The 15,738-nt window shown below is 56.7% G+C and carries 11 protein-coding genes and 1 riboswitch; of the genes, 1 reads left to right on the forward strand and 10 read right to left on the reverse strand.

The genetic code is table 11. From position 1 onward, the window contains the following. Window positions 1–69 precede the first annotated feature (69 nt). From R2A130_RS04480 to R2A130_RS04525, 10 genes are all read right to left on the reverse strand, one after another. A complete protein-coding gene (locus R2A130_RS04480) occupies window positions 70–492 on the reverse strand; it encodes a TerB family tellurite resistance protein (protein WP_009757576.1) in 423 nt (140 codons plus the stop codon). A gap of 15 nt (window positions 493–507) precedes the next feature. Continuing rightward, a complete protein-coding gene (gene cobO / locus R2A130_RS04485; protein WP_009757577.1) occupies window positions 508–1,146 on the reverse strand; it encodes a cob(I)yrinic acid a,c-diamide adenosyltransferase in 639 nt (212 codons plus the stop codon). After that, the gene (cobN, locus tag R2A130_RS04490) at window positions 1,139–4,894 is read right to left on the reverse strand and encodes a cobaltochelatase subunit CobN (protein WP_009757578.1); all 3,756 of its coding nucleotides are present in this window, start codon (window positions 4,892–4,894) and stop codon (window positions 1,139–1,141) included. Before cobN ends, cobO begins: the two co-directional genes overlap by 8 nt. Before the next feature lie 3 nt (window positions 4,895–4,897). Next, window positions 4,898–5,953, reverse strand: coding sequence for a cobalamin biosynthesis protein CobW (cobW, locus tag R2A130_RS04495; protein WP_009757579.1), 1,056 nt, complete (start codon window positions 5,951–5,953; stop codon window positions 4,898–4,900). A 9-nt stretch (window positions 5,954–5,962) separates the two neighbouring features. Beyond that, entirely contained in the window at window positions 5,963–6,595 is a 633-nt protein-coding gene (gene cobU, locus R2A130_RS04500) for a bifunctional adenosylcobinamide kinase/adenosylcobinamide-phosphate guanylyltransferase (protein ID WP_009757580.1), read from the reverse strand. 69 nt (window positions 6,596–6,664) lie between these two features. After that, window positions 6,665–6,867, reverse strand: a riboswitch (cobalamin riboswitch). A 98-nt stretch (window positions 6,868–6,965) separates the two neighbouring features. Further along, window positions 6,966–8,447 (reverse strand): cobyric acid synthase, encoded by a 1,482-nt coding sequence (locus R2A130_RS04505; protein ID WP_009757581.1) that lies wholly within the window; start codon window positions 8,445–8,447, stop codon window positions 6,966–6,968. A gap of 392 nt (window positions 8,448–8,839) precedes the next feature. Beyond that, window positions 8,840–9,721 (reverse strand): 3-hydroxyisobutyrate dehydrogenase, encoded by an 882-nt coding sequence (gene mmsB / locus R2A130_RS04510; RefSeq protein WP_009757582.1) that lies wholly within the window; start codon window positions 9,719–9,721, stop codon window positions 8,840–8,842. Then, window positions 9,718–10,890, reverse strand: a complete 1,173-nt coding sequence (locus tag R2A130_RS04515; protein WP_009757583.1) for an acyl-CoA dehydrogenase family protein — start codon at window positions 10,888–10,890, stop codon at window positions 9,718–9,720. Before R2A130_RS04515 ends, mmsB begins: the two co-directional genes overlap by 4 nt. 10 nt (window positions 10,891–10,900) lie before the next feature. Further along, the gene (locus R2A130_RS04520) at window positions 10,901–12,271 is read right to left on the reverse strand and encodes an aspartate aminotransferase family protein (protein ID WP_009757584.1); all 1,371 of its coding nucleotides are present in this window, start codon (window positions 12,269–12,271) and stop codon (window positions 10,901–10,903) included. A 118-nt stretch (window positions 12,272–12,389) separates the two neighbouring features. Continuing rightward, window positions 12,390–15,203 carry an EAL domain-containing protein gene (locus R2A130_RS04525; RefSeq protein ID WP_009757585.1) on the reverse strand — a complete coding sequence of 938 codons (2,814 nt, stop codon included), beginning with the start codon at window positions 15,201–15,203 and terminating at the stop codon, window positions 12,390–12,392. A gap of 164 nt (window positions 15,204–15,367) precedes the next feature. Between R2A130_RS04525 and R2A130_RS04530 the strand changes: the two genes are divergently transcribed. Beyond that, the gene (locus R2A130_RS04530; protein WP_009757586.1) at window positions 15,368–15,670 is read left to right on the forward strand and encodes a DUF3253 domain-containing protein; all 303 of its coding nucleotides are present in this window, start codon (window positions 15,368–15,370) and stop codon (window positions 15,668–15,670) included. The last annotated feature ends 68 nt before the right edge of the window (window positions 15,671–15,738 follow it).

Raw genomic sequence — 15,738 nt, forward strand, 5'->3', positions numbered from 1 at the left:
AGTGGGAGTCGTCCCGCCGCAAACGCTTTCGCGACACTGTTGGCCGCAAACCGTCACATGGCGGCTGCTTTACACGATGGTTTTCAACTCATCGACGGAAACGTCGAGCACGCGCGCAATACGGGCGATCATCTCGACCTCTTCCTTGACGAGCCGATTATCGGCCCGCGCCATGGAAACCACGTGAACGAGCACCTCTTTTTTACGGGCATGGTCCATGTGTTCGAAGGTGCCGGCGGCCTGTCGGGCGTTGGTCTCGTAGCCAATCTCTTTAAGATACGCGAGCACCTCAGGAACATCCTCTTCGCGGATGCCGAAGACGGTGGAGCACATGAGTTTGAAGAAGCGCAGTTCCTCAGACGTCAGTTCACCGTCGGCAAACATCATCCTGACGAGCAGCAAAATTTCCGACGTCAGTTGCGGATCATCCGATAGTTTTTTCACTGAGGGGTTGCCAGAAATATACTCTTTAATGTCGTCGAGAATGCCCATGCCGTCTGCCCGCTCTTAAAATTCGATCCCGACCTGCGCTTTTACGCCATCGCGGAAAGGATGTTTCACCATCGTCATATCGGTGACGAGGTCGGCAAAGTCTATCAGTTCATCCTTGGCATTTCGACCTGTAATAATGACGTGCTTCATTTCCGGTTTGTTGCGCAGGGTTTCTACGATTTCTTCGACAGGCAGATAGTCGTATCGCAGCACGATATTGAGCTCGTCACACAGCACGAGGTCATGCTCATCGTCCATAATCATTTCCTTAGCGCGCTCCCATGCTGCGCGGGCTGCATCGATGTCCCGCTGCCGGTCCTGCGTTTCCCAAGTGAAGCCGTCGCCCATCGCGGTCATGGTCACCTGATCGCCCAGCTTTTCGAGGATCACCCGTTCGCCCGTCTGCCATTTGCCTTTCACGAACTGCACGACACCAACCTTCATACCATTGCCAAGTGCACGGAAAACGACACCGAAAGCGGCGGTGGATTTGCCTTTGCCCTTGCCGGTGTGAACCATCACCAGACCCTTCTCGCGGGTCTTGGTGGCGATGATCTTGTCGCGCGCCGCCTTCTTCTTTTTCATCTTGTCGGTGTGGCGCGCGTTCAGTTCTTCCTCGGTCATGTTCTCGAGCGTCTTCGATTTTTCAGCCATCAGATGATCCTTCCGCAGACCCGCGGTCCGCTAATTGTTCTAGGTCGAATTTCGCCGAGTTGGAGCGCGGTGTCCACAACCCACGCTCGATTGCTTCCAATAGCCGGTCCACCATCTCTTCAAGTGCCTTGGGATTCTTGTCAGCAATGAAATCGCGCACGTCGTCATCGCCAAGATAGGCTGCATGAACGGCATCGAAATGATGGTCCCGCACGCTGCCGGTGGTGGCGGCGAAGGCGAACATATAGTCCACGGTCGCAGCCATCTCGAACGCGCCCTTATAACCGTGGCGCATGACACCCGCGATCCATTTCGGGTTCACCACGCGGGCGCGAACAACGCGGCCTATCTCCTCATCGAGTGTGCGAATGACAGGCCGTTCAGGCCGTGAATGGTCGTTGTGATAGATCGCAGGGCGTTCACCGGATAATTCTTCGACCGCAGCAGTGATGCCTCCCTCGAACTGATAATAGTCGTCGGAATCCAGAAGGTCGTGCTCGCGATTGTCTTGGTTTTGAACCACAGCATCGACGTTTGCGAGACGGCTTTCGAACTCGGCTCGCGCCGGAGCGCCCTCCTCCTTCGCGCCATAGGCGTAGCTTCCCCACTGCAAATAAGCCTCGGCAAGATCGGCTTTATCAACCCAACCCTTCTCGTCGATAAGCGCTTGCAGGCCTGCCCCGTAAGCGCCGGGTTTCGAGCCGAAAATACGATGGCCAGCATTGCGACGGGCAGTAATGGCATCCATGCCTTCGGCTTCCAGCGCGAGCGTTTGAGCGTTCACACGCGCCGCCATAGGATTGTCGGCATCGTCTTCATCAAGCGCGGCAATCGCGCGGCACGCCTTATCGAAGATTTCAATCTGGGCAGGAAACGCATCGCGAAAAAAGCCGGAAATGCGGAGCGTCACGTCAACACGCGGGCGACCCAGTTCGGCCAGCGTGATGATCTCGGTTCCGGTCACACGGCGCGAGCCGTGGTCCCACACGGGTCGCACACCGATCAACGCTAATGCCTGCGCGATGTCATCACCGCCGGTGCGCATATTCGATGTGCCCCACGCTGAAAGCGCCAGCGCAGCGGGCCACTCGCCATGTTCCTGCCGGTGGCGGCGCAGCAACAAGTCGGCGGACCTTTGGCCCAGATACCAGGCTGCCGGTGTCGGAACGGCGCGGGTATCGACGGAATAGAAATTGCGCCCAGTCGGCAGCACATCAAGCCGTCCTCGCGTTGGTGCGCCGGATGGGCCGGGCGGGACGAACCGACCGTCGAGTGCTGTGAGCAAACCATCGAGTTCAGCAGGGCCACAACTTTCAACAGCAGGTGCTATGAGGGTTTCGATACCGTCCAAAACTGCCTGAGTTGCAAGCCAATCGACATGACAGGCCAGTTCGCCGGACACCAACTTTGCGGCCAACAATTCGATGCGCTCCACCGTGTCGCCGTTCGTGCGCCAAGGGTCTTCGGACACGGTCTGCAAGACGGTGGGCTGCACACCTTCCCAACTTTCGCCCATGGGGCAATCAAGCGGATCAAACGGGTCGTCCAGCAGATCGGCGGCTAACGCACGTTGTAGGCTGGCCTCCGCACCCTCGCCCAAGCCACGCGGAACGCGAGCCAGTGCAACGGTAAGATCGGTCTTCAGCCGCCCTTCTGGCGAGCGCCCGAAAATGTGCAGGCCATCTCGGATCTGCATTTCCTTCAGCTCGCACAGATAGGCGTCGAGCTTCTCCAGCGCAGTATCGCTATCGTCGCCGTCGATACCTGCATCTTTATCGAGACCTGTGACCTCAAGCAGCTGCAGAATTTCCTTCTTGAGATAGACCAGCCGTCGCGGGTCGACACCGGAGGCCTCGTAATATTCATCCACCAGCGCTTCGAGTTCCTTCAGCGGCCCGTAGCTTTCCGCCCGCGTTAGCGGCGGCGTAAGGTGGTCGATGATAACGGCAGCGGTTCGCCGCTTCGCCTGCGTGCCCTCACCCGGATCATTGACGATAAACGGATAGATATTCGGCACCGGCCCCAACACCGCTTCGGGGTAACAGGCTTGCGATAGCGCGAGCGCCTTGCCGGGAAGCCACTCCAAATTGCCGTGCTTGCCCATATGAACGGTGGCGTGAACGCCCTGCCGACGCAGATGAAAGTAGAACGCAAAATAGCCGTGGGGCGGCACGAGGTCCGGCGAGTGATAGGTCTCGGTCGGGTCGATATTGTAGCCGCGCGCAGGCTGGATGCCGATGAAGGTATTGCCGGACCGGGACAGCGGAAGCGCGAAGCGATCGCTATCGATGTAGGGGTCGCTTGACGGCTCCCCCCAGCGCTCCATAACCGCATCGCGCACGACCAGCGGCAACTCTGCGAACATTTCATCATATGCGTCCAACGACAGAGTCTCGCGGATCTCTCTACCGTCGCGCGCGGCATTGGTGGGTCCAGCTTGAAGCCAATCCATCAGCGCTTCGCTGTCGGCAAAGGCGTCGCCGGTTGCATAACCAGCCTCTGCCATAGCCTCCAACACCGCCACCGTTCCAGCGGGCGTATCCAGTCCGACGCCGTTGCCTAGGCGGCCATCACGATTGGGGTAGTTGGCCAGAATAAGCGCTACATTTCGATGCTGTGGCTTAGTCCCCCGCAAGCGTGCCCAATTCGCAGCGAGTTGAGCGACGAAGGAAATCCGGTCGGCAACAGGTTCGTGACGCACGATATTGCACTGGGTTGCGTCGTCGTATCGAGCCGCATCCTTGAACGCGATAGCGCGGGACAGCACGCGGCCATCGACTTCCGGCAGGGCGACGTTCATCGCAAGGTCGCGCGCGCCAAGCCCTTGGGCGCCATCGGCCCAAGCATCTTGCGCGCCTCCTGACAGCACGGCCTGCAACACCACAGCACCGCCTTCTTCCAACACCGTTGGCACGCGTTCGGCACCAAGCGTGGTTTCAACCGTGGACACCGCAAATCCGGTGAGGTTGATGACGACCGGCGGCAAGGTCTGTCCGAACAGTCCGCGAACGACCTCTTGGCTCACAGCGTCTTTAAGCGACGAAATGTAGATCGGCAGCGGGTTGCAGCCTGCTGCGTTCAACGCTTCTACCAATCCGTCGACCGGTCCTGTCGAACCGCCCTGCATCAAAGCGCGATAGAAAATGATCGGTACAACAAGGCGGTCAGAAACCCATTTGGCACGCAAAGTTTCTAGATCACCCCGCACCTCACCAGCGCAATAGACACCGGCTTTCAACAGTGGTTGCGGTTCAGCGATGCGCGGCGTGGTTCCAGCAGCAATCGCTTTAGTAGCATCTAGAAATCCGGTGAAATTTGCCGGTCCACCCTGCATAAGCAACTGCCACAATCCCAGACGCACCTCGTCCGGCACTGTGTTGAACCGGTCCAGCGACGGGTCCGGTTTGTCGTCACCCGGCAGCGCGATCATCTCGACACCATTCGCGCGACAAGCTGAGTAGATCGCGTCAAGACCGTAGGCAAAGTAGCTCGCACCACCCAACACACGCACGATCACCAGCTTTGAAGTGGCGACCGTATTTTCACACCATGTGTCCACCGAAAGCGGATGGGCCAGCCGCATCTGGTTCGCCAGGCGAAGCTCGAACGAACCATCATGCGCCGAAGCCAAGCCTGCAAGTTCGGTGTCGGCGGCGGAGACGAACAGCACATCGCCGGGCGTCTGGCCGAGATCGATGGCTTCATCGTCGTCGGCCAACGCCCCCTTCTGAGCGAGCAGAAGATGCATGGCTTACGACAGCGCTTCCTGAACGGCAGCGTTGATCGCAGTCGCATCCATGTCGTGCTGACCAATCACCACCAAGCGAGAACCGCGTTGCTCGTCCGCCTGCCAGTCGCGGTCGAAATAGGTATCGATGCGGTTGCCCACAGCTTGAACGACGAGGCGCATGGACTTGCCGGACACTTCGACAAAGCCTTTGAGACGCAGCACGTCATTGGCTTCGATGATTTTCGCCAAATCGGTTTTCAGCGTCGGCACATCAGCCACCGCACCGCCTGAAACGACGAAACTCTCGAAATCATCATGGTCGTGTTCGTGGCCGTCCGCGTGGTGCAATTCGTGATGGGAAAGCCGCGCTTCCATATCGTTTTCGCTGCCGACACCGAGGCCCAGAAGCACGGCGGCGCTGGGCGAAGAGCCCTCGCCCGCACGGATCATTTTCGGCTTACGCTTGGTAGCGTGCATGACCTCGTGCTCCACCGCAGCCATGGCGGCGAGCGGCAGAAGGTCCGTCTTGTTCAGCACGATCAGATCGGCACAGTTAATCTGGTCCTCGAACAATTCTTCAAGTGGGCTATCGTGATCGAGGCTTTCGTCAGCCTCGCGCTGATGCTGCACGGCATCATGGTCATGGGCAAAACGGCCCGCTGCGACGGCTGCAGAATCCACTACAGTTACGACGCCATCCACCGTCACCTGCTCGCGGATTTCCGGCCAGTTAAACGCGTTTACCAGTGGTTGTGGCAGCGCGAGGCCCGACGTCTCGATAACGATGTGGTCCGGGCGGCGGTCACTCTCCATCAGTTTGGTGATGGTGGGAATGAAATCATCAACCACAGTGCAGCAGATGCAGCCGTTGGTCAGCTCGACAATATCGTCTTCCGTGCAGGTCTCGTCTCCGCAACCGGCCAAAACATCGCCATCGACGCCGAGGTCACCAAACTCATTGATGATGAGCGCGATGCGTTTGCCGTTGGCGGTCGCCAGCAGATTGCGGATAAGCGTGGTCTTACCAGCACCGAGAAAACCGGTGATGACAGTGGCAGGAATTTTCTGGGCGTCCATGATGGGGCTCTATTTCAATTTTTGGGGCAGGCCTGCAGTGACGAACCACACGTTCGGAACAGCGGCTGCAAGTTTCTGGTGAAGACGTCCGGCATGGTCGCGAAAATCGCGCGCCATTTTGTTCATTGGCACGATGCCCTGTCCGACTTCGTTGGAGACGAAGACGATTCTGGCATTCGACGGGAGGCTTTCTATCAACGCGACGAGACGATCTGCTTCATCGTCCACAGCCCGCTCGGCCATCATCAAATTGGTGATCCACAACGTCAGGCAATCAACGAGAATACAGCTTTCTTGGGTTGATTGGTTTGCCAAGAGATCGACCAGTTCAAGGGGCTCCTCAACGAGCGTCCACTCGTCGCCACGGCGTTGGCGGTGGATATCGACGCGGGCTTCCATCTCGCCATCGAACACTTGGCTGGTCGCAAAATAAACAGGGCGACGACCGCTTGCCAGAACCAGTTTTTCTGCAAACGCACTCTTACCCGACCGCGCCCCACCCAAGACAAGACCGTGGTGTAAAAGTTCTGTCTCCGCGCCTGCATGGACGAGATTCTGTTCGATAACGCAAAAGCTCCAATGTCTTCGATAACCGCACACACGTACGGCGTTGATAGCTTTCGGGAGGTCATGCGGGATCATGGAGACATGCTCCACAGACACTGCACTGACGAAATTTCCCGTTCGCCGGTTAGTGGCCGCGGCGCAAGCGCTTCGACCGGTGCAGATGGCAGGTCTCCTGGCTACGGATCACAGGTTGCCTCTCCCCTTCCCGCCGAATGAACGGCAGTGGATATGAGAGGAACCTCACCGCTACAGTCGCGGGGTCGGCTGTGGTTGAAGGCCCCCTACTTGGGTCAGCCCTGTCACATTCCCTTTTGCTCCGCCAGTGCACCGTAAAGCGCACGCGGCAGACCACTTGCAGATGCGACACAATAGCAAGCGCCAGACCGCGTCAATTCAATACGCGACATCCACCGACGTTATGTTCGCAGCACCAAGAGCGTAGGTATCAAAGATCGAAGATTGCTGGATCAACGACCTCTTCGAGAGCGTCGGCAAGTTCGTCCAACGCTGTTTGGACAGTATCCCTGTATTGGATAAGCGGTGCGCTGATTCCAACACTCTTCAGATATTCAGAACGCCATTCGTCCGTAGCGAAAAGACCATGAAGATAGCAGCCACGAACGCTGCCATCTTTGTTGGCAGCGCCGTCAGGTGCACCATCCAGCATGACCATCGGCGAAGCAGTATCTGCGCCTGTGGTGCGGCCCATATGAATTTCATATCCATCCAAACGAGCGCCTGACCGTGGATCAATCGCAACGCGATTGAGGACGGTTTTTTGAGGAACGAGAACGGTCTCGACATCGAGGAAACCGAGCCCTTTAGCCTCTTTCTGAAGCCCTTCGATGCCATCAGGGTCACGCACCACTTGGCCCAGCATTTGATAGCCACCACAGATACCCAACACGTGGCCACCGCGCTCCACATGGCTCGCGAGACGCTTGTCCCAACCCAAAGCTCTGAACTGCTCTAGATCGGCAATGGTGGACTTACTGCCCGGTAGCACGACCAATTTCGCATCGACCGGCCAAGCATCGTCGGGCCGAACGAAAACGAGCCGCACGCCTGGTTGAAGCCGGAGTGGATCAAGATCATCGAAGTTGGCGATGCGTGACAACACTGGCACGATAACGGTGGCTCCATCGCCGACCCCGGCATCAAAATTGTCGACGCCTTTCTCCAAAGCCACCGAGTCTTCAGCTGGCAACCGGTTGGCCATTGGTAGCCACGGAACGACACCAAAACCCTTCCACCCGGTGAAACCTTCGACAGCCGTCAAACCATCATCGAACAGGGAAACGTCTCCGCGAAATTTGTTGATCAGGTAACCCGCAATCATGGCGCGGTCAGCGTCAGGCAAAATCGCGTGGGTGCCAACGAGACTGGCGATCACTCCGCCACGGTCGATGTCTCCCACAAGAACCACAGGCACATTGGCGGCTGTCGCGAAGCCCATATTCGCGATGTCACCCTGTCGAAGGTTGATCTCCGCCGGCGATCCAGCTCCTTCCACGATGACGAGGTCCGACGTTTCGCAAAGCCGTTTGTGGCTTTCCAGAACGGCATCGAGAAATTGCGGCTTTAGCTTCTGGTAATCGCGTCCCTTGGCACTGCCCCGCACCTTACCGTGCACCACGATCTGGCTGCCGGTCTCTGACTGCGGCTTCAACAACACAGGGTTCATGTCGACGCTGGACGGTCGCCCGCACGCCAACGCTTGCAACCATTGGGCACGACCGATCTCTCCACCAGAACCGTCAGCCAGTGGGACTTCGGCGACGGCTGCATTGTTCGACATGTTTTGAGGTTTGAACGGCGCAACAGAAAGCCCGCGCCGCGTGGCCCACCGGCAAAGGCCAGCCACAAGAACCGTCTTGCCGACGTCAGAGCCGGTACCCTGCAACATGATGGATCGCGCTTTTGTCATAGTGCCGCTCTAGCGCAGGAAGCCTAAACGCAAAACCCCGCAGGACAGCCTAATAAGCGGTTCTCCTGCGGGGTTTAGGTACTCAATTCATACTGGTGTCGAACCAAATACGCGGTCGACGTCGTTATCCCCCGGTACGCAAAACCAGATCCGGGAAACAGGAACAGCGATCAATCCGTCCTTGAGATCGACACTAGGCTGGCTTTCCTAACGGGGGGCTAAGGGATGGTTGACGAGGAGTAAAACCGACGGTCGCCAACCGCCCGCCGTTATGGAAACTAGCGAACAAACAGGAGGCCTAATTAACCGCTCAAGCTGCAAATATAGGCTTTAGCGCTGGAAGCATTACCGGAAAACTGTGCCGATCCGGGAATACGGCGTCGCAAAAAAAATTACACTTTGCGCAACATTTCGATGATGCCGGAGAAATCTGTATCGGCACCGCCATTTTTGCAGAATGTATCGTAGAGCGCACGCGCATGTGTTCCCAACGGTGTGGAGGCGCCAGTTGTTTCCGCAGCCTGGGCGGCAAGCCCCAAATCCTTTGACATAAGCGAGGCGGCAAAGCCCGGCGCATAGCCGTTGTTGGCAGGCGATGTGGGCACCGGCCCTGGTACGGGGCAATAGGTTGTAGTGGACCAACTTTGGCCGGAGGCGGTGGACACCACATCAAAAAGTGCCTGATCTTCCAGCCCGAGCCTACGGCCCATCTCAAAAGCTTCGCAGGTGCCGATCATGGTGATGGCGAGAATCATATTGTTGCAAACCTTCGCCGCCTGCCCTGCTGACGCGCCACCACAACGCACCATCTTCGCGCCCATTACGTCGAGAACGGGCGTGGCAGCATCCAATGCCGCATCGCTACCGCCAGCCATGAAGGTGAGTGTGGCGTTCTTCGCGCCCATGATACCGCCGGATACCGGCGCATCGACGCTGTGTGCATCCTGCCCCGCCGCGATCTCATGCGCACGTTTTGCCGATTCAATATCGATTGTGGAGCAGTCGATCATCAAGGTGCCCCTAGCAATCTTGTCCTCGACCTCCTCATAAACCGAAACAACATGCTTCCCCGCAGGCAACATGGTGATAATCACTTCCGCTCCATCTGCAGCTTCAACAGCGTTGGCCGCCGTTCCGCACCCGCCATGTTCAGCAGTCGCAACAACAGCTTCGTTCAGGTCGAAAGCGGTGACGGCATGACCGGCCTTGGCTAGATTTTCCGCCATCGGGCCGCCCATATTACCCAGCCCGATAAATGCAATTTTCAGGCTCATGCCGCTGCTTCCTTTTCCATGGCGCGGGAAATGATGACCCGCATAATTTCATTCGTACCTTCGAGTATCTGATGGACGCGCAAATCACGCACAATCTTCTCCACGCCGTAGTCGGCGAGATAGCCGTAGCCACCGAATATCTGCAGCGCGTCGTTGGCTACTTTCGATCCGGTATCGGTCGCAAAGCGCTTGGCCATAGCGCAAGCCTTGGTCGCATCAGGGGCTTTGGCATCCAGCTTCGCAGCCGCGCTGTAGAGCAGCACGCGAGCGGCCTCGAGTTCTGTTGCCATGTCCGCAAGCTTGAACTGCGTTGCCTGAAACTGTCCGATAGGTTTGCCGAATGCAGAGCGTTCCGTGGCATAGGCTTGCGCCTTTTCCAGCGCCAATTGCGCGCCACCGACGCTGCACGCGCCAATATTCAAGCGCCCACCATCGAGACCGGACATTGCAATACGGAAGCCATTACCCTCGCCGCCCAGCATATTGGCGGGCGGAACGCGGCAATCATCCAAAATGACTTGTGCGGTGGGCTGAACGTGCCAGCCCATTTTCTTTTCCTGCGGACCAAAAGAAAGGCCAGGTGTTCCGTCTTCAATGAGGAAGCACGACACACCGCCTGCACCATCATCAGACGTGCGCGCCATTACGGCGTAGAGACCATTGGTTCCCGCACCTGAGATAAATTGCTTGGTGCCGGACAACACATACTCGTTCCCGTCCTTCACCGCTTTGGTTTTCAACGCCGCTGCATCGGAGCCGGAGCCCGGTTCGGTCAGGCAATAGCTTGCCACCACATCCATGGACGTCATCTTGGGCAACCAATGTTGGCGCTGCTCTTCGGTACCGTTCACGTCGATCATCCACGCGACCATATTGTGGATGGAGATGAAGGCAGACAGTGCCGGACAACCCTGCGCAAGCGCTTCGAACACCACCAGTGAATCCAGCCGCGACAATCCGCTGCCACCAACATCCTCACGTACATAAAGTCCGCCCATTCCGAGACCGGCAGTCTCGCGCACAACATCCATCGGAAGGTACCGGTCCTGATCCCACTGCACGGCAAAGGGTTCGACCTTTTCCGCAGCAAAATCGCGCATCATGTCACGCATCGAGCGCTGATCCTGATTGAGATCAAATGGTCCATCAGCGGTGGAAAGAGCGTCCATATCTGGTCTCCTAAAGAAGTTCGGCGGCGGTTTTATCGAGTGCGATGCGGGCGAGTTCTGCAGCCTCGTCGATGGTGTTTTTTGTCCACGTTAGTGGCGGTGACAGGATCATCGTATCGCCCACGGCACGCATCATCATACCCGCTTCAATGCAATGGTCACGCACGACAGACGCTGCATCGAGATCGCCATGGAAGCGCTCTTTGCTGGTCTTGTCTTTTACAATTTCAATGGCTGCCAGAAGTCCGAAACCGCGAATTTCACCAACGATTGCGTGGTCGCCGAGCACTTCGTTCAGCCGCTGCGTCAGGTATGGCCCAGTCTCATCGCGAACGCGCTCCACCAAACCTTCGCGCTCGATAATGTCGATGTTTTCCAGCGCAACAGCGCAGGCAACAGGGTGACCGGAATAGGTGTAGCCGTGGAAATATTCGCCGTTACTGGAAATCACATCAGCAACACGGTCACTGAACACGACAGCGGAAAGTGGCTGGTAACCAGAAGTAATTGCCTTCGCCAATGTCATGGTGTCCGGCTCTATGCCCATGGCCTGACAGCCAAACCATTCACCCGTTCGACCGAAGCCTGTGATAACCTCATCCAACATAAGCAGCACATCGTATTTACGGCAGATGCGCTGCACCTCACCCCAATAGTTGGCGGGCGGAATCTTGACGCCCCCTGCCCCCTGAATGGGTTCGCCAACGAACGCAGCAACATTCTCAGGACCAGCGGCCAGAATCTCATCTTCGACCGTTTGTGCCGCGCGAAGGCCGAACACTTCATCGCTTTCACCGTCATGGGCTTCACCAAATGCATAAGGTGCCATGACGTGGCGAAAGCCTGGCAGTGCCGGACCAAGCTGCGCGTGCATAACATCGAAACCGCCCATAGACGACGCGGCAATCGTAGAGCCATGATAGCCGTATTGGCGCGAGACGATGATCTGCTTGTCGGGCTTGCCGACGAGGTTCCAATAATGACGCACAGTGCGGATCGCAGTATCGTTGCTCTCCGAACCCGAAGCACCAAAAAATACCCGGTTCATGTGGGCTGGAGCGAGATCGGAAATCCGCTTCGCCAATTGTGCGACAGCGGGATGGGTCGTTTTGAAAAACGTGTTGTAATAGGCCAACTCGCGCATCTGATCGTAGGCGACCTTGGCCAGTTCTTCGCGTCCGTAACCGATATTCACGCACCAAAGACCTGCCATGGCATCGAGAATTTTCTTGCCATCGCTGTCTGTAAAATGATGACCATCAGCCTGTGTCACCACACGAACTCCGCCTTCGTGGAGGGCTGTGTGGTCGGTGAAAGGATGCAGATGATGGCCATTGTCCATCACCTGAAGCTGCTCGGTCGAAAAATTACGATAGGCCATGCGGGCTCCCAGAATCGTCAGCTCAACACCGGATGTGCCCAGCCTGACGCCGCATTGTCGCGCCGTTCGCGTGTTGTTTCAAGAAAGCTAAAAGAGTTTGGGCGCAACTCGCCAAAAATCAGGCGGCCAATTCCTGTCGCTGGCTCAGTTTCGCGCGAAACTGATCAACAGATAGCGGCTTACCAAATAAGTAGCCCTGCGCCGTGGTGCAGCCCGCATCGCGCATTTTATCGCTGTGTTCTGAGGTCTCAATACCTTCGCAGCAGGTGGCAATTCCCATGCCCTTGGCCAACGTCAGCATGGAGTCGATGATCGACCACGCTTTTTCGTTACGCTCCAGATCAAGCACGAAAGCGCGGTCGATCTTGATGGTGTCGACTGGAAGTTTCGACAGATATTGAAGAGACGAATAGCCCGTACCAAAATCGTCCAGCGCAATAGATACGCCCATCGCCTTCAAACGTCGCATCTGCGCCAGTGCTGCACCGGCATCAGCAACCAACATAGATTCCGTCAGTTCAATGGTCAGACGTGAGGCCGGGAGGCCCGTTGATTTCAGTGTGCGCTCGACGACACCGACATAGTCGCCAACCGCCAGTTGAGCGGCAGAAGCGTTAACCGACACTTTCGTGTCTTCCGGCCAGTTCAAGGCTTCACGACAGGCTTGATCTAGCACAAAAGCCCCAAGCGCCTGTATCGAACCCGTGCGCTCTGCAACTGTGATAAATTCATCAGGATAGACCGGACCAAGCGTCTCGCTCTGCCAGCGCACCAAAGCCTCTGCTCCGATAACACGCTCGTCGCTCAACCGTACCTGCGGTTGATAAACCAGATGAAATTCATCGTTTTCCAAGGCATCCCAAAGTGCCCGTTCAATTTTCAGCATCCGCTGAATTTTAGAGCCAACCTGTTCGGCATAAACCGTCACTGCTGGACCCGGATTCTCGTGAGCAAAGGCAAGCGCCAACTCACCGGCACGAACATAATCTTCGCCGCTGTTGTGCCCCTGCCAAGAGGTTGCCATCACCATGGTGCTGCGAATGAAAGCTTTCGTTTTACCTGTCTGGTAAGGCTCCTCGAGCACGTGCTTGAGATCAAGCGCCAGTTCCCGAGCAGCAGGCTCATCATGGGCTACATCAAGAAGAACCGAAAACGTATCCCCCTCCAACCGGGCAACCGACACACCGGTTGGCGCAAAACGCTCCAGACGCAACATCATGTCGACCAGAATACGGTCGCCAAAGTCCATTCCAAATGTGCCGTTCACCGCACGCATTCCATGCAACTCGAAAGTGAAAATAACTGTGTTGTTGGCCTCATTTGTCATCGCGGCATCAAGACATTCAACGAACCACGCGCGATTCATCGCGCCTGTTAAACGGTCAAACCGTGCGTTGCGTTGAACCTCTTCCAAATGAAGTTGATCAGCCGTGACATCACGCGCGACAAGGCAAACAAAAGAGTTATCCATGAGATGGCGCGAAGAATTCCGGTGTCGCAACTCGGCCACGCTTTCCACACCTAGCTGTGAGGGGGTGATAACGTATTCGACATGCCGCTGTTCGTCGACAACATCTACGACCCGCGTCTTCCGCAAAGGCTCCGGCAGCTCATCAGTCGGATCACTTATGAAACCAACGAGCTGAAGCATTTCTGAAACAATCGGTTCCGGCAAAAGCTCGGCTGCATTGAGGTTGTCTCTTTTGACGTCACCAACATGGTTGCCAAAGACGGTTTGGACAGCGCTTGATTGAAAAATAACGCGCCCTTTCGGATCGCAAACCAGCACAGCGTCGAAATTGTCCGTCACAACTTGCCGCAAGATTTGGCGCAGGTCTCGCGACTCGATACCGGAACGCGCGATCAAAATCCTGCTGCGGTAAAGCGCTATCGCAATAAAGCCTGCGCCGGTTAAAATGAGCGCCAAATGGATAGGGGCCGTGACGAGAATAAGCGCGTAGCGCATCTGCAGCCACGTAGCGACCAGCTCCAGCCCGCCGATAACGATCAAGGTCAGCAACATCTGTGTCGGTACAGAGCGTCTTTGGCTGACTATAAAAAGTAGGAGACAAAGCGTCAGTGCCAACAACACCACCCAGATGGCATCTGTGAAAGCCAACGAACGGTCCTGCATCAACGTTTCCGTCGCTAATGCCTGAACGAGAGTTCCCGGCAAAAGCCCGTGAACGGGAACGGTCAGCGTATCACGCAGTTCTACAGAAGATGCGCCAACCAGCACCTTCTTTTCCAAAAGTGCGCCGGCTGGAATGGCATCATTGAGAAGGTCAGCTACGGAATGAACTGGAATGGATGACGGCGCGATAGAGTAGTCGATCCAAACCGGCGGCCCCTCCTCCAACGCAGCACCGGCCAGCAGAGCGGGAAGGCTCGGAAGCATTTCGCCATCAGCGATCTGCAATATCGGAACAGAGCGCACGATACCGCTCTTGTCGGCCATGACGTTGACCGAGGCAGGCCATGCATGGCTGAGCAGAACGTCAATGGGCCGATTCGTGGCAATACGAGCACCAGCAGCAATACTTTCTGCCTGCTGGAATGCTGCCAGAATGACCATACCATCGGCACGGGCCAAGGCGTCGGCAAGCAGTCGGTCGTCTTCAATTTGGGAACGCGCCGAGAAATCAATATCGAACGCAATATCACGCACACCGGCAGCCAGAAGCTTGTCGATAATCGTTGCATGAATTCTGCGTGGCCATGGCCATTGACCGATCAGATCAACGCTTTCCTTATCGATTGCGAGAAACAGCAGATCGCCGGTTGCCGGTCGTTCAACCGCACCGGAACGCATATCAGTCAGCTGTGACTGCACATGCCGCAGTGGCTCACGTCCCTGAAGCGCCGAGCACACAAGAGCTATCGCCAACACACCAAGCAACGACAAAAAATGATTGCGCTTCCAAGCGGCCATGCAAATTTCCTCGTCGATCCAAAAATGGAAAGATTCCAACAAGCATGATGGGGCAAAATGCTTACCACAACGTTTCGTTTACCATGTTGGCAGTGGCACCAAGCCTACGCTGTGTTACTCGCAGTTAAGGCGAAGCATGACGGCTGGCCAATTGGGAAGAAGCCATGAGCGAGAATGAAAACGACATTGAAGAGGTGTCTGACGCACCCGATCCGGATCTACACCAAAAAATCATGCAACTTGCGAGAGAGCGGGGCGCATCTAAATCGCTCTGCCCGTCCGAGGTCGCGCGCGCTATTGGTGGCAAGGACGAAAAGGTGTGGCGGCAGCATATGAAGCCGATCCGCGCCCAAGCCGTAGCCATGGCGTTGGCTGGTGAAATCGAAATCAGACGCAAGGGCAAGCCGGTCGACCCCCAAGACTTCAAAGGCGTTTACCGGATCACTCTGCCTTCTTCCAACAGCTAGCTGACAGCGCCAACTAACCTTCGAGTTGCGAAACGAGGCGCTACGGCACACAGTTCTTGTCGAGAATC

It is taken from the genome of Ahrensia sp. R2A130 (assembly GCF_000179775.1).
GTDB lineage: Bacteria > Pseudomonadota > Alphaproteobacteria > Rhizobiales > Rhizobiaceae > Pseudahrensia.